Annotated in this window: 25 protein-coding genes; 7 read left to right on the plus strand and 18 right to left on the minus strand. The window is 62.5% G+C overall.

All coding sequences use genetic code 11. The features are described from left to right. From G9U53_RS19820 to G9U53_RS19830, 3 genes are read right to left on the minus strand one after another with little or no spacing between them, the layout of a single operon-like run. A complete protein-coding gene (locus G9U53_RS19820) occupies positions 1–1,344 on the minus strand; it encodes a HAMP domain-containing sensor histidine kinase (protein WP_003939972.1) in 1,344 nt (447 codons plus the stop codon). Beyond that, positions 1,341–2,045 carry a response regulator gene (locus G9U53_RS19825; RefSeq protein ID WP_003939853.1) on the minus strand — a complete coding sequence of 235 codons (705 nt, stop codon included), beginning with the start codon at positions 2,043–2,045 and terminating at the stop codon, positions 1,341–1,343. Before G9U53_RS19825 ends, G9U53_RS19820 begins: the two co-directional genes overlap by 4 nt. A 40-nt stretch (positions 2,046–2,085) precedes the next feature. Next, positions 2,086–2,661, minus strand: coding sequence for a TetR/AcrR family transcriptional regulator (locus G9U53_RS19830; protein ID WP_007733449.1), 576 nt, complete (start codon positions 2,659–2,661; stop codon positions 2,086–2,088). Between the two features lie 89 nt (positions 2,662–2,750). Here G9U53_RS19830 and G9U53_RS19835 point away from each other — a divergent pair, with 89 nt between their 5' ends. Continuing rightward, on the plus strand, positions 2,751–3,746 hold the full coding sequence (locus G9U53_RS19835; protein WP_165639095.1) for an ABC transporter permease: 996 nt from the start codon (positions 2,751–2,753) through the stop codon (positions 3,744–3,746). Here G9U53_RS19835 and G9U53_RS19840 read toward each other — a convergent pair. Further along, the gene (locus G9U53_RS19840) at positions 3,743–4,120 is read right to left on the minus strand and encodes a DUF952 domain-containing protein (protein ID WP_064073987.1); all 378 of its coding nucleotides are present in this window, start codon (positions 4,118–4,120) and stop codon (positions 3,743–3,745) included. The two genes, G9U53_RS19835 and G9U53_RS19840, sit on opposite strands and share 4 nt — an antisense overlap. Positions 4,121–4,196: 76 nt before the next feature. Between G9U53_RS19840 and G9U53_RS19845 the strand changes: the two genes are divergently transcribed. Beyond that, on the plus strand, positions 4,197–4,784 hold the full coding sequence (locus tag G9U53_RS19845) for a TetR/AcrR family transcriptional regulator (protein ID WP_064073988.1): 588 nt from the start codon (positions 4,197–4,199) through the stop codon (positions 4,782–4,784). A 10-nt stretch (positions 4,785–4,794) separates the two neighbouring features. Continuing rightward, on the plus strand, positions 4,795–6,141 hold the full coding sequence (locus G9U53_RS19850) for a deoxyribodipyrimidine photo-lyase (RefSeq protein ID WP_165639096.1): 1,347 nt from the start codon (positions 4,795–4,797) through the stop codon (positions 6,139–6,141). 4 nt (positions 6,142–6,145) lie between these two features. On the opposite strand, the gene G9U53_RS19855 is transcribed toward G9U53_RS19850, so the two are convergent. The 3 genes from G9U53_RS19855 to G9U53_RS19865 form a co-directional block, all read right to left on the minus strand. Further along, the gene (locus G9U53_RS19855; protein ID WP_003939994.1) at positions 6,146–6,514 is read right to left on the minus strand and encodes a VOC family protein; all 369 of its coding nucleotides are present in this window, start codon (positions 6,512–6,514) and stop codon (positions 6,146–6,148) included. Between the two features lie 156 nt (positions 6,515–6,670). Beyond that, a complete protein-coding gene (locus tag G9U53_RS19860; RefSeq protein ID WP_054800647.1) occupies positions 6,671–7,117 on the minus strand; it encodes a hypothetical protein in 447 nt (148 codons plus the stop codon). A gap of 134 nt (positions 7,118–7,251) precedes the next feature. Beyond that, a complete protein-coding gene (locus G9U53_RS19865) occupies positions 7,252–8,490 on the minus strand; it encodes an MFS transporter (protein ID WP_063315920.1) in 1,239 nt (412 codons plus the stop codon). A 113-nt stretch (positions 8,491–8,603) separates the two neighbouring features. On the opposite strand from G9U53_RS19865, the gene G9U53_RS19870 reads away from it, so the two are divergent. Next, entirely contained in the window at positions 8,604–9,194 is a 591-nt protein-coding gene (locus tag G9U53_RS19870; protein WP_050654696.1) for a TetR/AcrR family transcriptional regulator, read from the plus strand. On the opposite strand, the gene G9U53_RS19875 is transcribed toward G9U53_RS19870, so the two are convergent. Beyond that, on the minus strand, positions 9,152–9,772 hold the full coding sequence (locus G9U53_RS19875) for a GNAT family N-acetyltransferase (RefSeq protein WP_165639097.1): 621 nt from the start codon (positions 9,770–9,772) through the stop codon (positions 9,152–9,154). The genes G9U53_RS19870 and G9U53_RS19875 overlap by 43 nt on opposite strands. 57 nt (positions 9,773–9,829) lie before the next feature. Beyond that, positions 9,830–10,414 carry a TetR/AcrR family transcriptional regulator gene (locus tag G9U53_RS19880; protein ID WP_165639098.1) on the minus strand — a complete coding sequence of 195 codons (585 nt, stop codon included), beginning with the start codon at positions 10,412–10,414 and terminating at the stop codon, positions 9,830–9,832. An 87-nt stretch (positions 10,415–10,501) separates the two neighbouring features. Here G9U53_RS19880 and G9U53_RS19885 point away from each other — a divergent pair, with 87 nt between their 5' ends. After that, the gene (locus G9U53_RS19885) at positions 10,502–10,888 is read left to right on the plus strand and encodes a DUF1304 domain-containing protein (RefSeq protein WP_003939752.1); all 387 of its coding nucleotides are present in this window, start codon (positions 10,502–10,504) and stop codon (positions 10,886–10,888) included. Between the two features lie 7 nt (positions 10,889–10,895). On the opposite strand, the gene G9U53_RS19890 is transcribed toward G9U53_RS19885, so the two are convergent. The 3 genes from G9U53_RS19890 to G9U53_RS19900 form a co-directional block, all read right to left on the minus strand. Further along, a complete protein-coding gene (locus tag G9U53_RS19890; RefSeq protein ID WP_235808376.1) occupies positions 10,896–11,405 on the minus strand; it encodes a hypothetical protein in 510 nt (169 codons plus the stop codon). 301 nt (positions 11,406–11,706) lie between these two features. Further along, complete coding sequence (locus G9U53_RS19895; protein WP_165639099.1) at positions 11,707–12,552, minus strand: mycofactocin-coupled SDR family oxidoreductase; 846 nt, start codon at positions 12,550–12,552, stop codon at positions 11,707–11,709. A gap of 92 nt (positions 12,553–12,644) precedes the next feature. Then, positions 12,645–14,561, minus strand: coding sequence for a propionyl-CoA synthetase (locus tag G9U53_RS19900; protein ID WP_003940009.1), 1,917 nt, complete (start codon positions 14,559–14,561; stop codon positions 12,645–12,647). A gap of 178 nt (positions 14,562–14,739) precedes the next feature. Between G9U53_RS19900 and G9U53_RS19905 the strand changes: the two genes are divergently transcribed. Further along, on the plus strand, positions 14,740–16,011 hold the full coding sequence (locus tag G9U53_RS19905; RefSeq protein WP_073512675.1) for an MFS transporter: 1,272 nt from the start codon (positions 14,740–14,742) through the stop codon (positions 16,009–16,011). Between the two features lie 4 nt (positions 16,012–16,015). Here G9U53_RS19905 and G9U53_RS19910 read toward each other — a convergent pair whose 3' ends face one another. The 6 genes from G9U53_RS19910 to G9U53_RS19935 all read right to left on the minus strand — a co-directional run bounded on the left by G9U53_RS19910 (position 16,016) and on the right by G9U53_RS19935 (position 21,626). After that, positions 16,016–17,056 carry a hypothetical protein gene (locus G9U53_RS19910; RefSeq protein ID WP_054781220.1) on the minus strand — a complete coding sequence of 347 codons (1,041 nt, stop codon included), beginning with the start codon at positions 17,054–17,056 and terminating at the stop codon, positions 16,016–16,018. Next, on the minus strand, positions 17,053–18,540 hold the full coding sequence (locus G9U53_RS19915; RefSeq protein ID WP_003940141.1) for a carboxyl transferase domain-containing protein: 1,488 nt from the start codon (positions 18,538–18,540) through the stop codon (positions 17,053–17,055). Before G9U53_RS19915 ends, G9U53_RS19910 begins: the two co-directional genes overlap by 4 nt. A 94-nt stretch (positions 18,541–18,634) precedes the next feature. Then, positions 18,635–19,828: an ABC transporter permease gene (locus G9U53_RS19920; protein WP_007733417.1), complete on the minus strand. Its 1,194-nt coding sequence runs from the start codon at positions 19,826–19,828 to the stop codon at positions 18,635–18,637. Further along, complete coding sequence (locus G9U53_RS19925) at positions 19,825–20,721, minus strand: ATP-binding cassette domain-containing protein (protein ID WP_003939757.1); 897 nt, start codon at positions 20,719–20,721, stop codon at positions 19,825–19,827. The genes G9U53_RS19920 and G9U53_RS19925 overlap by 4 nt, the downstream gene beginning before the upstream one ends. 43 nt (positions 20,722–20,764) lie before the next feature. Next, positions 20,765–21,310 (minus strand): hypothetical protein, encoded by a 546-nt coding sequence (locus G9U53_RS19930; RefSeq protein ID WP_003939943.1) that lies wholly within the window; start codon positions 21,308–21,310, stop codon positions 20,765–20,767. After that, entirely contained in the window at positions 21,303–21,626 is a 324-nt protein-coding gene (locus G9U53_RS19935; RefSeq protein WP_003940147.1) for a helix-turn-helix transcriptional regulator, read from the minus strand. The genes G9U53_RS19930 and G9U53_RS19935 overlap by 8 nt, the downstream gene beginning before the upstream one ends. Before the next feature lie 109 nt (positions 21,627–21,735). Here G9U53_RS19935 and G9U53_RS19940 point away from each other — a divergent pair, with 109 nt between their 5' ends. Further along, positions 21,736–22,152: a hypothetical protein gene (locus G9U53_RS19940; protein ID WP_083056918.1), complete on the plus strand. Its 417-nt coding sequence runs from the start codon at positions 21,736–21,738 to the stop codon at positions 22,150–22,152. Positions 22,153–22,175 lie beyond the last annotated feature (23 nt).

A 22,175-nucleotide genomic window follows, 5' to 3' on the forward strand; every position in this document is an offset into this window, starting at 1 on the left:
CTATTCGGGTCCGGGCTGATCCCTGAGTTCGACCAGCAGGCGAGCCCCGCCGAGTGGACTGTCGTGAAATGTCGTCCGTCCGCCGTGCAGGGCCGCCTGCTGCGCCACCAGCGCCAGGCCCAAACCGGAGCCTGTCTTGCCTGCCGTCGATCCGCGAGTGAAGCGCTCGAACACGCTCGAGCGTTCCTCGGCCGGTATTCCGCAACCGTTGTCGTCGATCGTGATCGTGACGGTGTCTGGTGAATCGGCCGGGCGAGCGAGGGTGATGCGCACCGCGCTCGCGCCGCCGTGGCGGACTGCATTGGTGATCGCGTTGTCGAGGATCAACCGGATTCCGCCGGGAAGGGCCCGGATGCAATAGGGGAGTGGGGAATCCACCGTGACGACGCCGACGTCGAGCCCAGGATGATGTCGGCGTGCGTCGTCGGCGGCGATGTCGCAGACCTCGGTCAAATCGGTGTCCTTGAAATCCTCGGCCGTCGAGAGTTCACCCTTCGCCAGGCGCTCGAGGTCTCTCAGAGTTGACTCGACGCGGCCCTGCGCGCGGGCCAGATCTGTGAGGATCTCGCGTCTTTGTTCGTGATCGAGGTCGTGAATGGACAACACTTCGATGTCGGTTCGCATTGCTGTCAACGGAGTTCGGAGTTCGTGAGCCGAGGCGGACGCAAAATCTCGGGCGGCGGCAAGGGCGGAGTTGGTTGCGGCTTGCGCTCGAGCGACGTCGCTGAGCATCGATTCTGCTGCTGCGGCAAGCTCGTCCGCTTCACGGATTCCGGAAACCTCGGTGGCGAGATCGGGATCGCGCCTGGCGATCCGGCGGGTCAACTCCACGAGGGGGCGCACCGCCGGGCCACCGAACAACCATCCCAACGCAGCTGCGGCCGCTACGGCCCCGACGCCGAAGAACGCAACCTGTCGCTGTTGGTCGACTGTGATGTCTCGCGCTTCGGCATAGGGAACCGCCAGCGAGACAAGGGCATTGATCCCGTCGGCCTCGGCGGTATATGCCCGGTACTTCGTACCGTCCACGTCGACGGTCGCCGAGCCGACCGGTAGTTCGGGCAGTCGCGTCGGGGTACTGGATTTGACGGTTCCGTCGGTGTCGGAGCGGATGGTCACGGAAAAGGCGCCGCCGTCTCCGAACGCGCCGAGAAAAGGTCCCGCTGTAGCCGCATTGGCCACGATGACCGTCGATGCCGTCTCCAATCGACGGTCCAACTGCGCCAAATTGTTTCGTGCGATAGCCAGTGCAACGACCACACCGAGTGCGATGACGATGAACGTCGCCCCCAGTGCCGCGGCCGCGGCAACGCGAGTTCGTAGTGAGAAGCGGCGACGCTTCACGGGTTCTCCCGAAGCACGAACCCGACGCCGCGAACGGTATGCAGCAGACGAGGTGAACCGCCGGATTCGAACTTTCGACGCAGATAGCCGATGAAGACGTCCACGACGTTCGTGTCGGCGACGAAGTCGTAGCCCCACACCAGTTCGAGGAGACGTTCGCGAGTGAGCACGATGCCGGAATTGTGTGCGAGCACTTCGAGTAGCTCGAATTCGCGTTTGGTGAGCGGTACTTCCTTGCCGTCGACACGAACCCGGCGACCGGAGAGATCGATGTCGAGGTTTCCGACCCGCAGGGTATTCGTACCCTCGGAGTGATCGCCGGCCGGAGTGTTGCTGCGACGGAGCATTGCGCGGATCCGGGCAACCAGTTCGGCAAGAACAAACGGTTTGACCATGTAGTCGTCTGCACCGGATTCGAGCCCGGCGATGCGATCGTCGACCGAGTTGCGCGCACTGAGCACGCAGATCGGGATTTCGTTGCCGGCGGCACGAAGCGCCGTCACCACACCGGTGCCGTCGAGCACCGGCATGTTGATGTCGAGGACTACCGCGTCCGGTCGCTTGTCGGAGATCACTCGGAGCGCGTCGGCGCCGTCCACCGCCGTCAGTACGGTGAATCCCGAGAGCCGCAATCCGCGTTCGAGTGAGGTCAGGACGTCTGCGTCGTCGTCGACTACGAGGATTTTCGGTATCTCGGTCACAGCCCCATTGTGCCTTGCCTGGTACGTCGGGTTTCGCCGATCAGACCGGCAAGTCGGTACCGTCCGGACGCAGACCGGCCATGAACACCGCGACCAACCGCGGGACCAGGTTCGGCATGGCCTCGTCGGACAACTCGATTTGCGGGCGCGTCAGTTTGGCCAGAGCCATTACGAATTCGAGCGGTTGCAGATCGGCGCGAACCAGTCCGGCGCTCTGAGCGGCGCCGATCGTCGCGGTCATCTTCGTTTTCGTCACCTCACGCACCGCCAGAACTTCGGGCGCCAGCTCGGTGAAACTGCGTTCCACCAGTGCAGGAATGAGCGCACCCAGGCGCAGTTCCACGAGGCGGTCCACCAGCGTGTGCCACGCGTTTATCGGATCGGTGGACATTGCCGTGAGTGCGATGTCGGCAGCCTCGCGGACATCGGTCAGTGTTGCGACGGCAACGGCGGTCACGAGGTCCTCGCGCGTCGGAAAGTTTCGATACAGCGTGGCGATGCCCACTTTCGCGAGTTCTGCGACTGCATCGAGCGGCGCGTCGTGCCCGCGCTCGGTGAACACCGCTCGTGCGGCGTCGACTATTGCGTTTCTGCGTTCACGTGCATCGGCTCGCACATCCACCTCCGGTATTGACAGTTCATCATAACCGGAGGAATATCTTCCACAAATAGTGGAGGAAAAACTTCCACTTAGGGAGGGTAGTTATGAACGCCGACGTCGAAGCACGGGACCGCAAGAAGTTGGTGGCTGTGGTGTTGGGCTTGTCCGCCGTGATCGGGCTGATGCTGCTTGCCTTCGTACTGCCCTCGGTCAACAGTGGCCCGCACGAACTGAAGTTGGGCATCACCGGTCCAGCTGCGGCAACCGAACAGATCAGCACCTCGCTCGAGGCGAGTAAGCAAGGCGCCTTCGATACTCGAGAATTCGCTGACGCCGACGCCCTGCGTGACGCGATTCGGAATCGCGACGTGGTCGGCGGAATCGCCGTTGATGCCAACGGTCCTCACGTGTTGATCGCGACCGCAGGCGGAACCCCGATCGCCCAAACCTTGACCGGTCTGGCCAGTGGGCTCGCGGAGAGTTCGGGGGTGAAGGTTCCCGTCGAAGACGTTGTGCCGTTGACGGCGGACGACCCGACCGGTGCTGGGCTCACGGCATTGGCCTTGCCCTTGGTGTTCGGTGGAATCATGCCTGCTGTTGTTCTCGTGCAGCTGTTTCCGCGCAGCATTGTCAAGCGAGTGTTGGGCGCTGCCGGCGTCGCGGTTGTCGCGGGTTTTGCCCTGACTGCCATTCTGCAGTTCGGTACCAGCAGCCTTGACGGAAACTACCTGCTCACCGCGCTCACACTCGCCGTTGGTATTTCGGCCATCTCGCTTCCCATTTTGGGGCTCGAATCCCTGCTCGGGATGAAGGGGTTCGCGTTGGGCGCCGTCACGATGATGTTCATCGGAAACCCACTCTCGGGGATGGCGACAACTGCCGCGTGGTTGCCCGCAGGCTGGGGCGCATTGGGGCAGCTGCTCCCACCCGGCGCCGCAGGAGCATCCGTCCGTTCGATGGCGTTCTTCGACGGCCATGGCGCCACCACGCCACTTCTGGTGCTGGTGTGCTGGATTGCCGTCGGGATCGCGCTGTGCGTGGCTGCCGGCCGGAAGAAGGCGTCTGCGCCGGTTATCGAACCGGAGGCTGCGCTGGTCTAGCCGGCGTAGCTTGCGTACGGGGTCAGGTCGGGAATCGGCCAGACCCCGTCAACGCGTTCCACGGCCAGTTCGGCGACCACGGTGTCCTCGTCCATCGGTAGAGGTCGGAGGATTCGGGGCTTTTCCGCCTCCCATTCGACGTCGATGCCCGCGGAGGTCAGAGCGTCCTGATCGATGACGGCGACGACCAGCGGCAATGTGAGGTCGCCGAACACCAGATCGAGCACCGAAGCGAGTGCGTCCGGGGTCGTTGCGCGAATGAATCCTGCCTCGTCGTAACTGATTCCGCGCGTCGAGACCTCGTACTCACCGAAACGCTTGCATGCTTCCCAGTCGTCGGCGATAGCGACGTGGACGAGTCGTTGTCCGGTCATGCAGTGCTCCTGTAGTATTCGAATTAATGAAACGTCAACGTAGCATTAATTTACCGGCACGGTAACAGGGGACTTGATGGAGCAACCGCGCAGACGTGGGAGAACCAGTGACGCCGAGCGCGCCGAACGACGCAACGAGATTCTCGACGTCGCTGTCGACTCGTTTCGAGATGTCGGGTTCGCCCGAACTACCATCGAGGGCATTGCCACGGTGGCCGGCGTCGCCAAGCGCACCGTGTACAGCTACTTCGGCGACAAGTCTGCGGTCTTTGCAGCTGCGGTTGCGCGTCAGCACGCGTACGTCGACAATGCCGGCGAGGGCCAGTCCGACCTGCTCGCCGCTGCAGTGGACATCGTCATCGCCCTGCACAGCGACAACTCGATTGCGCTGCACCGCATGATGATCGGCGAGGCAGTGCAGTTCCCTGAATTGGCCGCAGCGTTCTACGAATCCGGCCCGGCCAAGTCGATTGCCTTTCTGGAGAAGATATTGATCGATCAGCACGGCCAGAAGGCTGCGCTGTGCGCGGATCAGTTGTACACCTTGCTGCTCGGGGAGGAGCACCGGCGGCGACTGCTCGGGCTCACCTCCGAACCGACAGTCGAAAGAGCGGCGCAACTGGCGGCCCGCGCGGTGGGATGCGTTCTGAGATCTGATCGGTAGGCTCGACTGGGTGAGTAACTCTGTGATCTGGTTTCGACGCGATCTGAGGGTCGGTGATCTTCCGACTCTGACTGCAGCGGCGGATGCCGGCGGACAGACGTTGGGTTTGTTCGTCCTCGACGAGAAGTTGCTCGGACCGGCAGGCTCACCCCGCCAGAATCAACTGTTCGCCAACTTGTCGGCACTCGACGACCAGCTCGACGGACGATTGATGGTTGTTCGAGGTGATCCGGCAGACGTGGTGCCCCGCGTGGCGGAATCCGTTGGCGCCGAAGAAGTTCACATCAGTGCCGACTACGGGCCCTACGGCCGACGGCGCGACGCGGCCGTGGCCGAGAAGGTGGAGTTGATCGCCACCGGGTCACCATATGCCGTGGCGCCCGGACGCGTCACCAAGGCGGACGGTGATCCGTACAAGGTGTTCACGCCGTACTTCCGTCAGTGGATGGAACATGGTTGGCGGGGCCCCGCGTCGACCGATGCGGGGACGGTCCGTTGGTTCGATCCGAGCGAGAAGGACGGTGGCCCGCGCCGGGTGAGTATCCCCGCGCCGTCCGGCACCGTCAGCGATGTCGTCGGTGAGGCCGGTGCGCTCGAACAGTGGAAAGAATACTGCGAGAACGATCTTGACCGGTACGACGACGAACGAAATCGACCCGACCTCGACACCACGAGTCGGATGTCGATCCCGCTCAAGTACGGCACGATTCATCCGAGAACCATGTTGGCAGATCTCTCCAAGCGACTCGGAGACGGCGCTCAGGCGTACCGTCGCCAGCTTGCTTGGCGAGACTTCTACGCAGACATCCTGTTTCAGCGCCCCGACAGCGCGCGGAAGAACTACGACGACAAGTTCGACCGTTTACGTCACGACGGGGGAGTCGACGCAGACGCCGCCTTCACGGCCTGGTGTGAAGGCAAGACCGGCTTCCCGATCGTGGATGCCGGCATGCGGCAACTCGCCGCCGAGAACTGGATGCACAATCGGGTCCGAATGATCGTCGCGTCATTCCTGGTGAAGGACCTGCACATTCCGTGGTGGCGCGGCGCACGGTACTTCATGTCGCAACTGGTGGACGGTGACTTGGCCTCCAATCAGCACGGGTGGCAGTGGACTGCCGGGTCGGGTACGGATGCTTCGCCCTTCTTCCGCGTCTTCAACCCGATCACGCAAGGGGAGAAGTTCGATCCCGACGGCACATACGTCCGTCGGTGGGTCCCCGAACTTCGCGATGTTCCCGGGAAGGCCGTCCACTCGTTGAAGGCGATGCGCCCAGTCGACTACCCGGACCCGATCGTCGATCACGCGCACGAGCGTGAGGAGGCCTTGCGCCGGTACGGCGAGATCAAAGGCTGAGTGCTCAGTGATCTGCGGGCGCTACGCGGACGCGGTTTCCGTCCAGATCTGAAATGACGAACGTCAGACCGAAGACATCTTCGTTGGGTTCTTCGACGACCTCGACTCCCTTGGCCACCCACTCGTCGTGGATCGCCCGAATTTCGTTGCTCCCACCGTCGACCAAGATGCCGACTTCGAAATTGCGCGGTGTCGCGGGATCGAGGTCGCGGGACTTGCCGCTCCACAGTGCAAGGACCACACCGCCGCCGAGGTCGAAGGTCATGTACCGAGGGCTGAGGACCTCAGGCTTCGCGTCGAACAATTCGCCGTAGAACGCTGCTGCGGAGGCGGCATCGCTGACGTAGATCAGAAACTGGTTGGGTAGTCGCACTGTGGTTTTCCCTCTCCCGTTGATTTTCGGGCCACCGGCAGCGGGGCGTGTGCCTGGTCGTGCGGGGCTGCGTTCAACAATCCCCGCGCGCCGGACGAATGTCCAAGAACAAGTGCGTCTGAGTGGCAGATGGATTACTTATGACGACTGCTGCAGTCACACCACACTGAGGTGGTACCCGACGCTCAGGTTCCGGTAGTAGCCGTCGATGTAGCTCGAGATGAAGTAGTGATCAGGGTCGGTGGTGCGAGTTCCGTCGGTGTCGAACTGCGGATAGTCGTTGGCCATGAAGACTGCTTGTCCGCCGTCGGGAGTGGAATAGACGACGTCGACCGTCAGGCCGCGCGGGTCCTGGTTGTATGCCGTGACGATCTCGGTCTCGTGAGGCGCGAGCGACTGGCGTGGGCTCTGCATCCACTGTCCGTAAGGGTTGTCGGCGCCTTCGAGATGAATTGTCTGTTCGGTGTCGTTGCTGATCGTCATCGTGATGCTGTTGCCGGTTGTGGGAAGGGTTCCGGCACTGGCGATTCCGCTCAATCCCAAAGTGAGGGCGCCGGCGGCCAGAGCTGTGATTGCGGCAACTACGTAGCGTGGGTTCGTCATCGTCGGTGTCCTTTGTCCGGGTGAGCGTTCGGTTGGCTCTCTCGAAGACAACTATGTCGGAGCAGATCGATGTCGTATGTCCACTCCCCGGACCCTGTGCAGGCGGAACGGTGTGTCCACCGATCGGGGGACACCTACTCCGACACCGAGACGGCTTCGACCTTTCGCTCGCCGGTGACCAGCAGTCCGATCAGTGCGGCCGCCGCGAGCACCATGACGAGTGCTCCGTAGCCACGCGTCGTATCCACCAATCCGACCTTGCCGACCAGGTAGCCGGCCAGCAAGGCGGGAAGACTGTTGGCCAGATATGCGATGACGTAGACGGTGGACAACAAACCCGCGCGTTCGTGGTTCTCGGCCAGCGGCATGACGGTGAGGATAGTTCCTTGGAATCCTGCTCCGAAGCCGATACCTGCAACAGCCGTACCGACCAGAATCAATACGGCAGAGGATGTTTCAGCACCGATGAGTGTGACGGCCACCCCGAGCACCAAGGCGGTGGTTCCGATCAGCATCACGGTCCGGCCGCCGAGTTTGCGGAAGGTGAGTACTGCTGCCGCTCCGAATCCTGTCAGTGTTGCGACCATGACGGCACCGATGAGGGAGCTGTGAACGTCAAGTGCGTTGCGCGCCAATGCAGGTCCGAGTGAGAGGTAGAAACCTCCCAGCGCCCAGACCGCGATCAGGCACGGTGCGGTCAGGGCAATCATCGTGCGCGCCTGACGAGGAACGGCCAGTGTGGGGCGCAGGGACTGCCAGGCTCCGGGGCGTCCGCCCGAAGTCTCGGGAGCGGCCCATACTCCGAAGATCTCGAGAATGACAAGCACGAGAAGGACCAGGTAGACAGTGCTGGTGGGCCGGGGCAGGTGCTCGCTGATGAGGCTCGAACCCACTGCTCCGACTGCAAGCCCCATCGTCGGAGCGACGCTGTTGATGATCGATCCTCGGCCCGGAGTGCGTTCGAGGTCGATCAATGCCGAACCCAGAGCGCTGATTGCAGCGCCGGTGGCAACACCCTGTACGACCCGGGCGATGAGCAGGATGGTCAAACCGTCGGCCGAGGCGAACAGCGCGAGCGAGACTGCCTCGAGCGCGAGTGCTCCGAGCAGGACCGGGCGCCTGCCGATGTGATCGGACAGGGATCCGGCGGTCAGGAGCGTGGCGAGCAATGCGAGAGCGTAGATGCCGAACACGAGCGTCGACGCGAGCGAGGAGAATCCCCACAACTGTTGATAGTGCTCGTACAACGGTGTCGGGGTCGCGGATGCGCCCAGGAACGTGGCGATGATGACGGCGATGAGTGTGAAAGCGACGCCTCGCCCAAGGCGTGGGCGTGAAGTGCTCTCGGTCTGTGGTGAAACGGTCGTTGTCATTGTCGTAGCGCTTCCCGTGCGGGTGGTGAAGACTTCAAACGCAAATACTTTGCGTTTGGGACGCTACGCCTGGCCGTAGCCTAATGCAACATCTTTGCGTTAGTATTGGATTTATGAGTCCGTCCGCAGGTCCGCGCCCCGGTGGCCGTAGTGCGCGCATCCAACAGGCCGTGCATGCGTCGGCGCGCAAGTTGTTGGAACAGCGTGATCGAGCCGAGATCACGGTGCCGATGATCGCGACCGATGCGGGAGTGACCCCGTCGACCATCTATCGGCGGTGGGGTGACATCAACGAAGTCTTTGCCGACGTCTCGATCGAGAGATTGCGCCCGGACGCCGACCCGCGTGAAACGGGCTCGCTCCGAGGGGATCTGACGGTTTGGGCGCAGGAGTACCTCGAGGAGATGTCTGCGCCTGTCGGTCGTGCTTCGTTGCGTGACGTGTTGATGAGCGACGATCAGACGCATGCACCGGACGGTACGAAGAAGTTCAAGTGTGCCTTCTTCTGTCGGACGCAGATCGACGTGATCCTCGCGCGTTGGCCGGAAGCTGCCGGCGTGGATGGTGATTCGGTGGTCGACCATGTAGTGGCGCCGATCATCTACCGAATTCTGTTCGACCTCGAACCGGTCGTGCCGCAGCGAGTTGCGGAATTGGTGGATCAGACGCTTGCCCTCGCGGCGCGGGTCGTTGCCGAAGGCTGATCGCTACGTAGTCGGGCGTGGACGTGCATGTCGTGCCAGCCGTCGGCGTGCCTGGCGGAGCTTCGTCGAACACCTTCTTCGCTGAACCCTGCTTTGGTGGCGACTCGGCACGATCGTGGGTTGTGGATCGAGTGTGCGAGTTCCAATCGATGAAACCCTACTTCGCGGAATGCCCACTCGGACAGTGCGGTTACAGACTGGGTGCACAGTCCGCGGCCGCGCGCCGCTGGGGTCACCCAATACGCGAGCTCGGCAGTGCCGTCCCACAAATTCACCCCCTTTGCTGCGATTCGACCGAGGAGTTCATTTGTCTCGGGAGCGGCGATCGCCCAATGGCATTCGGATTCGCTTGCCCACCCGTCTCTCCAATGGGTGAGCCAACCCCGTGCTTCGTCGATCGAGTCGGCGCGGCGGATGTGCCAACGCTGAATCGACGGATCGCGAAAGGCTTCCATGACGGCCGGTGCGTCGTCGCGGGTCCAGGGTCGGAGAATCGCGAAAGTCCCCACGCGGATCGAGGGTTGGTCCATTCCCCGGAGATATCCAGCGGCGATAGCGGGCGTGGTCAACTTGGGCACGTGAAGCATCATCGCCTACCCGCCTGATGGCGGGCAATGGCGTGAGCTTTCCGGTCATTATCCCTGCCACTCTGCGTTCAGTCGGCGCGCAGATTCCAGAGTTGCGATGGCCTCTTCGGTGTCAACTCGTGCGAGTACCAATGCACTTACCGTGCAGGAGAGAAGGATTCGAGTGCGATCTGAGAGCGTGGCGTCTGTCTCGGTTGGAAACGCGGCGTGTAATCCACTGTTGATCGCGTCGGCGAGTTCTCGGCGGTACGCGCGGATCACTGCGGCCGCCGCATCGTCGTGCGCGCCGAGTCCGGCAGCCGTATTGAGAAGTAGGCAACCGCGCCGAGGTGAGTCGGCGGTCATGGTGCCGATCGCGTGCGCAAGCGAGGAAAGGTAGTCGTCGACGGCGTCTGCCCCGGGATTTGTCGTGAGGCTGCGCAGACGTGGCCGGATGACATGTTCGAGGTACAGCTGCACGGCGGCGTCGAACAATCCGCGCTTGTTGGTGAACGAGTTGTAGAGACTTGACCGACTCAGCCCCGTCGCGGATTCGAGGTCGCCGAGTGAGGCGCCTTCGTATCCGCGTGCCCAGAAAACGTCCAAAGCGGCAGCGACCACGGCTGTTGTGTCGAATTCTTGTGATCTGCCCATCAAAGCCTCGCTCTTTCTGTATCGTTTGGTCCAGTATATATTGGACCGAACGATACAGAATTCACTCGAAGCAACAGGAGCTCACCGATGAACGTCGCCGGCTACATCTTCGCGGGACTGGCCGCAGCAGTGCACGTGTACATTTTTGTCCTCGAATCGATTCTCTGGACGGCCCCGAAGACCCGCGCCACGTTCGGCGTGAAGTCCGAGGAAGAGGCGATCACCACGCAGCCGCTCGCCTTCAACCAGGGCTTTTACAACCTTTTCTTGGCGATCGTGTCGGCGGTCGGCATCGTGATTGCGGCGACCGGCTCCGCGTCGGTCGGAATTGCCCTCGTACTGGCAGGCACAGGATCGATGGTTGCCGCGGGATTGGTGCTGATTCTCTCGTCTCCCGACAAAGCCCGCGCAGCCGTCGTACAGATGCTTTTCCCAGCTATTGCCGTTGTTCTGCTGGTAATCCACCTGCTCTGAGTGGTCTCTATCCGCCGCCGAGCACCAGTGATTCGATCAACGCAAAAGCACCGTTGAGTGCTCCGCAATCGAAGGCTTCGGCCAGGGCGTAACCGATGACAAGTTCGTCGTTGCTCGGCGTGCTCGACCAGACTGCGTCGGTCTGTCTGGGATCGGATTCCTCGTTCTTGGAGAAGTGCCCGATCCGCAATCCGTCGCGGGTGAATGCACTGTTCGCGTCGTCGACTGGGGCGAAGTTCAAACTCACGCCGTCGACGAGTGCCGAGACAGAGTACGAGCGACGGGACAGAAACCCTTTGCCGACAGTGAGTTCGACTTCGTCGCCACCGACAGTGAAGAACAAGTCGGCGGCGGCGCGCGTTCCGATGGGTGTGCCTTCACGGCGCGGGGCATCGACTCGACGCGTCAACAGAGCGTGTGAGTTGCCGTTTCGGACGTCGACGACCCCCGTGTCGACATCGAACGAGATCTCGACTTTTCCGTGAATCGGGTCCATTACGGCGTATTTGACCGTCACTGTGCCTACCCCCTGTAAGTGTGAACTCGGGTCCATAATACGTGGTGGGAGCGTTGCCCAGTATGCCCGAATCCAAAAAAATAGTGCCGAATGACGCGCGTTTGCGGCCAAATGCTTCTACGCTGGGTCTTGGGTTTGTTGCGCATCCCACAACGGTTTTTCCCACACCAGACGAGGAGCGCCTATGAGGTTGTCGACTACTTGTTCTGTTGCTACGAAGGCTTGATCAAGCCGGAATTGCCTCTGCCGGATGGTGCTCGAGACCCATCCGGCAGAGGCAATTCTGCATCAGTTCGGGCCTTCAGCCGCCGGCGAATTTTTCCGAGGTGCCGAGATCGATCGGCAACGCGATGCCGGTGATCCCGCGCCCGGCCGGCCCCACCAGATAGAACACCGCATCCGCAATCACTTCGGGGTCGACCCACGGGTGGGGCAGCAGATTCAGCTTCGACATGATCGGAGCGGTATCGGCGAGGACAGGATTCTCCAAGTCTGGACGGAACGCACGAACCATCGGTTCGTTGTCGATCATCGTCGTTCGCACATTGCCCGGGTGTACGGAGTTGACTCGGATGTCCGCCCAGCCGAGTTCGTTTGCCAGAGACTTCGCCAACCCCCGAACGGCGTGCTTGGACGCGGAGTAATGTGCAATCCCCGGCACGCCTCGAAGCCCGGCCATCGAGCTGATCAACACAATGGATCCACCTCGATTGCCGTTCATGATGTGCGGAATCGACACCTTGGTCGTCAACCAGACGCCGGTGACGTTGATGTCCATCAGCTCGCGGAACTCTTCGGCGCTCAGGTCCCAGGACAATTTCGCCGACGCCGCGATTCCCGCGTTGGCGATCACGATGTCCAGTCGGCCGAGTTTCTCGACTCCGGCGTCGACCGCTGATTTCAGGGCATCGAGGTCGCGAGTGTCCGCGACGGATGCGACGATACGCCGGCCCTGAGCTTCGACCAGGGCGACGGTCTGGGCGAGGTCGGCTTCGGTGGCCATGTCGTACCCCGCCGTTGCGACCGGCGCGCAGAGATCCACCGCGATGATGTCCGCGCCCGCGGACGCGAGCTTGACGGCATGCGCGCGCCCTTGACCACGCGCCGCTCCGGTGATGAATGCGACCTGACCGTCCAAATTGCCCATCGAACTTCCCCTGCCCGTGTGAATCGCCGAAACTGGAACGTGTTCATACTGCTACGTCCGGAGGCAGACGGACAGGGGAATTCGCTGAATCCTTATCCGCGAAGGAGTTTGGACAACTCGTCCAATACGCTCGCGTCCTCGATGGTCGACGGGACCGTGTACTCCTCGTTGTCGGCGATCTGCCGCATGGTCTTGCGGAGGATCTTGCCGGAACGAGTCTTCGGTAGTGCGGCGACGACGGTGACGTCCCGGAACGTGGCGACGGCACCGATCTGGTCTCGCACCCGGGCGACCAGTTCCTGTCGGAGTGTTTCGGGATCGATGTCGACGCCGGACTTGAGCACGACATAACCGCTCGGCCGTTGCCCCTTGAGTTCGTCGTGAATGCCGATGACCGCGCATTCGGCGACAGCCGGGTGGCCGGCGACGACGGCCTCCATGCTTCCGGTCGAAAGGCGATGTCCGGCAACGTTGATCACGTCGTCACTTCGTCCGAGCACGAAGACGTAGTTGTCCTCGTCGATGTACCCGGAGTCGCCGGTGAGGTAATAGCCTTCGAAAGTCGACAGGTAGGACTTCACGTACCGGTCCTCGTCACGCCACAGTCCGGCGAGTGTTCCGGGAGGAAGCGGCAGGCCGATCACGATGTTGCCCTCGGTGCCCGGACCCACGAGTTCGCCCTTGCCGTCGACGATTTCGACGCGGTATCCGGGGCAGGCGACGGTGGGTGAGCCTGCTTTGATCTCCATCGGTTCGAGGCCGCGCAGGTTCGCGCAGATGGCCCAACCGGTTTCGGTCTGCCACCAGTGATCGACCACCGGGCGATCGAGAATCCGAGTAGCCCACTCGTAGGTGTCGGGATCCAAGCGCTCGCCGGCCGCGAACAGTGTGTCGAGCGACGAGATGTCGTACTTGGCAAGCTCTTTTGCGTCCGGGTCGGCCTTGCGGACCGCGCGGATCGCTGTCGGAGCGGTGAAGAGTGCCGACACGTTGTATTCGGAAATGATGCGCCAGAACGCACCGGCGTCGGGGGTGCCGACGGGCTTGCCTTCGTACATGACCGTCGTGGCTCCGGCGAGCAACGGTCCGTAGACGATGTAGGAGTGGCCGACCACCCAGCCGACGTCGGAGGCGGTCCACCACACCTGTCCTGGGCTGATGTCGTACAGATTCTTCATGGTCCACGTCAGCGCAACGGCATGGCCACCGTTGTCCCGGACGACGCCCTTGGGCTTACCGGTCGTTCCCGAGGTGTAGAGGATGTAGAGCGGATCCGTCGCGGCGACCGACACCGGGTCGGCCGGGGTGGCGTCGGCGATCAGCTCGTCCCAGTCGAACCAGGCTGCGGCACTTGACTTGTAGTCGGAAGCTGCACCGGGAATCTGCTCGCGATTCTTCACGATCACGGTGTGCGCGGGAGTGGCGGACAGTTGCAGAGCCTTCTCGACCATCGGCAGGTACTCGATTGTTCGTCCGGGTTCGAGGCCGCCGGACGCCGTCACGAGCACCACTGGACCGGCGTCGTCGATACGGGTTGCGAGCTCCTTGGCCGCAAAGCCGCCGAACACCACCGAATGCACCGCGCCGATTCGCGCACACGCGAGCATCGCGATCGCAGCCTCGGGGATCATCGGCATGTAGATGATCACGCGGTCGCCCGCCACCACACCCTGATCTTTCAAGACGCCGGCGAAGAGTGAGACCTGCTCGAGCAATTCGGCGTAGGTGTACGTGGCCTTGGTGGGGACCATCGCGGAGTCGAAGATCAACGCGGTCTGATCGCCGCGGCCGTCGCGGACGTGCCGATCGAGGGCATTGAAGCTGGTGTTGAGCGAAGCATCCGGGAACCAGCGATAGATCGGCGCGGCAGAGTCGTCGAGAGCCTTGGTGGGCGCGACATCCCAGTCGACGGCCCGCGCAGCGTCGAGCCAGAACTTCTCCGGCTGATCCATGCTCTCGCGATATGCGTCGGCATACGTGGTGTGGGACGCCTGCTCGGAAGAGCTCATCGACGTGTGTCCTCTCGTGAACTTCGCTTACCGGTGACCTGAAACACCTTAGGTCACCGTCAGTGCGGTGCGCCTCAGTAGCGGTGCGGGTACCGTCCCTTTGCGCCGGGCGGGCCTGTCCCGTCGGCCAGTGGCGCGCAGGGGTGGGATAGGGCAGGGACTGAAAGGGGGGATCGATGTGACAGGTGCAGCGCAACGCGCAGGCTTCTGGGGAGTCCTCGCTCTGCGTGACTTCCGACTTCTGTGGACCGGCGACGCAGTCAGCGGTATCGGAAACGGTGTCACGACCGTCGTACTGCCGCTGATCGCGCTTCGCGAACTGGACGCGAGTAGCTTCCAGATCGGTGTGCTGGCATCAGCAGTGTGGTTGCCGTGGTTGATCGTCGGACTACCAGCCGGTGCCTGGATCGACCGGCTGCCTCGGCGCCCGATCATGATGATCGCGAACGCTGCGTGCGCGCTGTTCTTCGCGAGCCTCGCGATCGCCGGCTTCCTGGAGGCGATGACATACGGCCACCTGCTCCTGGTCGCGCTGCTCACCGGTACAGCCACCGTCTTCTTCCAGGCGGCCTATCACTCGTATCTCCCCACGGTGCTCGCCGAAGCGGATCTTGTCGAAGGGAACTCGAAGATTCAGGGCGCCGAGGCCGCAACTCGGGTGATCGGCCCAAGCGTCGGTGGGCTGGTGGTTGCAACTGTCGGGCTCGCGGCCGGTCTGGTTGTCGACGCGTTCACGTTCGCCTTCTGCTTCGTGTGCATCTGGCTGATTCGTGTGCAGGAGACCGTCCATCGCGGACAGAATCAGCGAGAACCGTTGCGACGGCAGATTGCGCTCGGACTGCGATTCGTCGCCGGTGATCCGTATCTGCGGTCGATCGTCGTCTACGGCACTCTGCTCAATTTCGGTCTCACCGGGTACTCCACGATCCAGATCGTGTTCCTGGAAAAGACGGTTGGCGTGGGGGAGTTCGGGCTCGGGCTTCTCCTGGCGATTGCCGGGGTGGGCGGAATTGTCGGATCGATGATCGCGCGCCCGCTCGGCCGCAGATTCGGCACTGCCCGAAGCGTTCTCATCTGTCAGTTGGTGACGGGACCGTTCATCCTGTTAGCACCTCTGACGACGTACGGTGCCGGCCTGTTCTGGTTCTGCATCGGCGGCATGGTGATGGTTGCGGGCGTCGTGTCGTGCAACGTGGTGCTCGGCAGTTTCCGTCAAAGTTACTGTCCGCCGGACCGCCTCGGACGAGTGGTGGCAACGAGTATGTTCCTGCTGCACAGCAGCATTCCGCTCGGTGCGCTGACGGCAGGCTATCTCGGCGACGCAGTGGGACCGCGCGGGACGATGTGGATCATGGCCTGCCTGATCGCGCCGTGCGGATTGGTCCTGCTCTTCAGCCCGCTCCGCGGGATCCGCGATCTACCGAGTCGGCCTGCGGTCCCACTGCGGTAGAGGATTACTGCGGTAGAGCTGCGGCGGACTCTTCGCTTCGAATCGCGATGCGAAGTGTCGCGAGCATGAACAGTGACACTGCGAAACCGAAAAGCGCGCCGAACTGGTCCTGCGTGAACAGATAGACCTGCGTCACCAGGAGACTCACGATGAGGGATGCACGCAGGAGTCTCAGGGCTCGCAGGTACGGACCGCGGAAGAGGAACCACACTCCCAGAACCACAAGAACTCCGGTTGCGACGGTGGAGATCTGGACCACCAGGTCGGAGACGTCGTCGGCCTCGACGACGTTCTCGGAAACCAACGCGTAGATCACCTGGACAATCGCCAGAAGAGCCTGCAGTACGAACAGGGTCAGTACCAGTCGGCGGACGACCCGGTGCCGGAGCAGTTCCTCGGCACGGTGGAAGAACGCGTTGCGGCCACGAGTGATCTTCGATTCGATACCGCCGGTCGGCGGAGTCCGTGAATGCAGGCCGGCTTTGATCGAATCGACGAGGTCGGTGAGGCTGCGGTCTTCGACGCCGTCGAGTACGCGGAGGGCGTGGTTGTACTGGATCTCGTCTAGCTGACCGAGAGCGAGGTCCGAGAGCGCTCGCGCCCCGATGGCGAGCCGATGACGATCATTCATTCCGCGCCGAATCACCACCTCGCGCGCGGCAAGATAGAAGAGAACGAAGACGACGTACATGATCGCGATGGCAGGCTGGTAGAAGTAATCGACGTCGGCGGTGACGAATTTTCCGACCTCGTCAATGAAGAGACCGAACCCGATTCCGCCGACGAGCGTGGCCAGGTCACGCGTGCGAGAGCCTTCGGTGATGGCGGTCGCCACGATGGCTACGGCCATCAGCAATCCGCCCCAGAGAACGTGTGCGATGTGGAGGGCGCCGCCCCCGATCTGGGGATAGCCCGTTGCCGCCAGATATGCGCGGGTGATCAGCACGGTGGCGATGCCCGCGAACAGGAACAATTCGAAACGAGCGAGTGCCGCGCGGTCGTAACTGTGCGGCAGCGTCAGCGCATTCCGGTCCTTCGTCGTCATTGCGGAACTCCCAGGTTTCGATAGCGCGCGATACGGGAGGACTGGCGATCGGTGTCCGACTCTTCGGCAAGCACGAAGAGTTCGTGCGCTATCGCAGCCCCTACCCTCTTGGAGAATTCCACGGGTTCGTCGGCCGCGTCAGGCGTTTCGGGAATGATCGCGTCGATCACGCCGTCTCGAAGCAGATCCAACGAACGAATGCCCTGCGCTGCCGCCATCTCCGGTGCGTGACTGATGTCGCGATGGACGATCGCGCTTGCGCCTTCCGGCGGCAGGGGAGCGAGCCACCCGTTCTGTGCCGCGAGTACCCGATCGGCGGGCAGCAGCGCGAGCGCCCCGCCGCCTGTTCCCTGGCCGAGCAACACCGACACTGTCGGGGTCTTCAGCGTCACGAGGTCGGCGATGCAACGGGCGATCTCAGGGGCCAGTCCACGTTCTTCAGCTTCTTTGGACAGCGACGCGCCCAATGTGTCGATCACGAGGACAAGCGGGAGTTGTAGTTCTTCGGCAAGTTTCATGCCCCGTCGCGCTTCCCTGAGCGCGGCCGGTCCCATCGTGGTGAGCGCGGATTGGCCACTGCGGTCCTGGCCGAGCAGGATGCACGGAAAGCCCCGGAAGCGGGCGAGCGAGAGCAAGATCGTCTTGTCGGTTTCACCCTGCCCGGTGCCGCTGAGCGGTACCTGTTCAGTTGCGGCATGGCGGAGCAACTGCCGGATGCCGGGTCGATCGGCCCGGCGCGAGAGCATCACCGACTGCCAGGCGGGAACATCGGGAATCTCGGGTGAGGGAATCGGGTCCGTGGCCGCCGGGGCCGGGGGATCGGTGAGCACGCACAACGCTCGGTTGACCAGCAGACGGAGGCGGTCGACGGGTACGACGCCGTCGATAACGCCGTTGCGATACAAGTTTTCGGACGTCTGGATACCGTCGGGAAACTTTTCGCCGTACAGGGATTCGTAGACACGGGGTCCGAGGAATCCCACCAGAGCACCGGGTTCCGCGACGGTGATGTGGCCGAGGGATCCCCACGAGGCAAAGACCCCGCCGGTGGTGGGATTGCGCAGGTAAACCAGGTAGGGCAGGTGTGCCGCTTTGTGAACAGCCACTGCCGCAGCGATCTTCACCATCTGAACGAACGCCACGGTGCCCTCCTGCATCCGCGTTCCGCCGGAGGTTGGCGAGGCCAGCAGCGGGAGTTGTTCTGCCGTAGCACGTTCGACGGCGGTCACGATCCGCTCGGCCGCAGCGACTCCGATGGAACCGGCGAGAAAGCTGAATTCACAGGCAATTACCGCGACCCGACGTCCCCGAACGGTACCGACACCGGTGACGACGGACTCGTCAACTCCGCTCTTCTCGCGGGCCTTCGCCAGGTCTTCCGCGTATTTCGCGCCAGGTCCGACGTCGACGGGCGGGGAGTCCCAAGAGACGAAGCTCTCGGGATCGAGTACCGCAGTGAGTAGTTCTTCGGCCGAGATTCGCACAACGTCCTCCAAGTAAGCAGCACCCCGTCCAGGATGAACCTACCTGGGCGGGGTGCTGCCGTGATCGTGTGGCGTCAGTTGTGCGCCGGATAAATCAGCGTCCGAACGCCTCTTTCCACGAAACGACCTTGCCGATGCGAAGGATGGAGCGCTGGTAGATCTTTGCCGCGATCATCGACAGCGCAGCAGTCACGACCAGCATCAGCAGAATCGTTCCCACGATCTGGAACGGAGAAGCAACACCGGCGGAAATGCGCAGGGGCATGAGGATTGCCGAGAACGGCGGAATCCAACTCAACACGTTGCTCAGGGTTCCTTCTGGATTGCTCACCGAAACGAAAGCCACGCTGACCATTGCCATGACGAGCAGCGCGAGAGGCATCGCGGTGGCGTTGACGTCTTCCTGTCGCGAGACCATGGACCCGGCCGCGGCGTACAGCACGGCGAAGAAGAGGAAGCCGAGAATGAACCACCCGAGAGTGCCGAACAGAACGCCGATTGCGGTGCCCGTCACGGTCAGGACGCCCGTCGCCAGTCCGGTGGCGACGCCCGCGACGGCATAGGCAGCCATCTGCATCAGGCCGACAGCACCGATTCCGAGAACCTTGCCCCACAACAACTGCAGTGGACGGAGAGTGGAGAGCAGCAACTCGACGACACGGCTGGACTTCTCCTCGACGACGCCCATCGCCACGTACGTTCCGAACAACAGGATCTGCATGTACAGGAGCACCACAGCAGCGATCGACATCGCTATACGTTGGCCCTGTTCGGGATCCGGGGGATCGATGGCATCGATGGTGACCACTGCGGTGGACGTGGCTTCGGCGAGCTGAGCCGGGTCGATCCCCGCAGCGGAAAGCGCATTCGATTGTGCCTGCTGTGCAACGGAACTCTCGATGACGGCCCGCAGATTCGTGGCTACTTCCTTCTTGGTCACGACAGTGACGCCGCCGCCCGATCCAGCGATCACGGCCACGTCGAGGTCGCCGTCCTTGACTTGATCACGTGCGGTGCCGTCGTCGGAAACCTCCGTTACCGTCACCGGATTTCCGAGGGTGTCGCCGATGGACACCATCGTGGCACTGAGTGATTGGTTGCCGACCAAGCCGATCTTCGACTTGTCCTCGTCGCCGCCGGAGAAGAGCGAGAAGGCGATGATGCCGCCGATGATCGCGACCAGAATGATGACGTTGCTGATCACAAAACTCTTCTTCGAGATCTGCGTCATGAATTCGCGTCGGGCGACCAACCCGATGGCTCGACCTCCGCTCAACTGGTTGCTCATGCGGCTACTACCTCTCGGAACAGATCGGTCAGTGACGGACGTCGTAGCGTGAACTCGTGCACCGGTCCGGTTTTCAATGCTGCGTGCAGGATCTGCTGATCGTCGGCCGTGCCGTCGACGCTCAGGAGCGTTCGGCCGTCGAGGTGGCTCAGTGTGGTGACACCGATCAGATGGTGTGCCCAACCGACCGGCGCGTCAGGGGCGAAGACTTCGATTCGGCCGTCGCCCTTGCCTCGTAGCTCGTCGACGGTTCCGATCTCTCGCATGCTGCCGCGGCTGATGATGCCCACGCGATCGCACAGGCGCTCCACCAGATCCAGCTGATGGCTGGAGAAGATTACGGGAACGCCGGTGCGAGCCTTCTCGACCAGCACGTCACTCATGACATCGACCGCTACGGGGTCAAGGCCCGAAAACGGTTCGTCCAGAACGAGTACCGATGGGTCGTGAACCAGCGCCGCCGCGAGCTGCACACGTTGCTGATTACCGAGGGACAGGGAATCGACGGTGTCCTTGACGCGTTCGGCGATGCCCAGACGTTCGGTCCACCGCTCAGTGGCCGCGTGCGCGTCGGCCTTCGAGAGTCCGTGTAGCTCGGCCAGATAGGAAAGTTGCGCTCCCACCTTCATCTTGGGGTAGAGGCCGCGTTCCTCCGGCATGTATCCGATAGTGCGACGCACGTCGAGGTCGACAGGTTTGCCGCCGAGGCGAACTTCTCCCGAATCTGCTCCGAGCACACCCAGCGCAATGCGCATCGTGGTCGTCTTGCCGGCGCCGTTGCTGCCGACGAATCCGAAGATCTCGCCTGGGCGCACTTCGAAACTCAGGTTGTCGAGTGCGACGACGTCGCCGTAGCGTTTCGAGATGCCGTCGATCGTGAGGGTGGCTGACATGGGTCCTTCCCATCGGTCGAGTGGTGCGCTTCGGTAATACGGGTCAGAGATCGAACTCTTCCGAATCAATCGGATCCGGGTCTGGATTGGTCCACGAGAGAATCATCGCGGGCGTGCACGCGCCGATCAGCATTGCAGTCAGTGCCAATAAACCTCCCGTGTAAGGCAGCCTCTCTACATTCCACTGCACCGACGAGGTGAAAATGAGGAAAATGGCGACAATGAAGACCAACGTTTGGGTCACGCTGAGCCCGACGGAGCGAGCGTCGTTGCGTTGCTGGATCTCCCATTCGTCCAACGCCTGCCGCGGAGCATCCCCTTGCCGGCCCGACACGATTTGAAGTGAGGACCACGTCGGCAGGAACAGCAGGGTGAGGACCGGCCATGCCACGGCGAAGAGCGGATTGAACAGGCATGCTGTGCTGACGGCAACCATCGTGGTGAACAGGACCGCCAGGGCGACGACGAGTACGCGCCGACGTCGACGGGTTCGCCAATTCGGGAGCCAATGTCGGAACGTCTCCTCGTTCTGCAGGAACCGCCGAGTGCGGTGGGCCTGGTAGCGGTCGATCAGATTTGATTCAGGCACTTGGCTTTTCACTCCCCTCGGTAGTGCGGTCAGATCGGTAGACCTCCGTCGACGGTGCATTCCGGTAGACCTCCGTCGACAGCGGCCCGAACTCCGTCCGGGAGAACACCGCCTCCACCGGGAGGTCGAACACCCAGCAGATTCGGAATGCAAGATCCAGGCTGGGGTAGTGGTCACCGCGTTCGAGTGCCCCCACCGTCTGCGGATTCACGTCGACGAGTTGCGCAAGCTGTGCCCGGCTCATCTTCCGCTCGGCGCGAAGCACTCCGATGCGATTGAAGATGGGGAGCGCGTCTCCCCGCCGGACTGGGCTCATGCATCAAAGTGTTGTAAAAACCCAACAGTTTGTCAACACGAACCGCGATTGTTCCGCTTCTGGGGCGTGCCGGCGGATAAGGTTCGGGCAACGGAAGGGGCTTGGCATAGTGGTCGAACAGTTGGTGCTCGAAGAGTCCGGCCTGGTCGTGCAGGTGTGCGAGGATGGTAGCTACTGCGTGGGACCGCAAGGGCGCGAAGCGGTCTGGCGCGATCCGATGGAGAAGGGTGCAGTCATCGGTATCGGGCAGCACACTCCGGGGGATGTGGAAGGCGAATCGTGGTGGGTCGTGTACGGCCAGTCGGACATCGGGGCGGACGTCACCGTTCGACTCGAGGACGGGTCGCACGTGCCGGTTTCGCGCCTCGGTGAGATCTTCGCCAGTGAATGGGTGAGTACCCCGCAGCAGGCGTTGCTGTACCGGTCCGATCGCCCGGTGGAGTCGCAGCCCACTAAACTGTCTGTGCTGTTCGCCAGGCCGAAGTTCATGCCCAAGGCGGCGTTTCCGGAGAATGATCGCTTGTAGTTGAAGCGAGCTGCCGTCGGGAG

This window comes from Rhodococcus sp. D-46, from assembly GCF_011290655.1.
GTDB lineage: Bacteria > Actinomycetota > Actinomycetes > Mycobacteriales > Mycobacteriaceae > Rhodococcus_F > Rhodococcus_F qingshengii.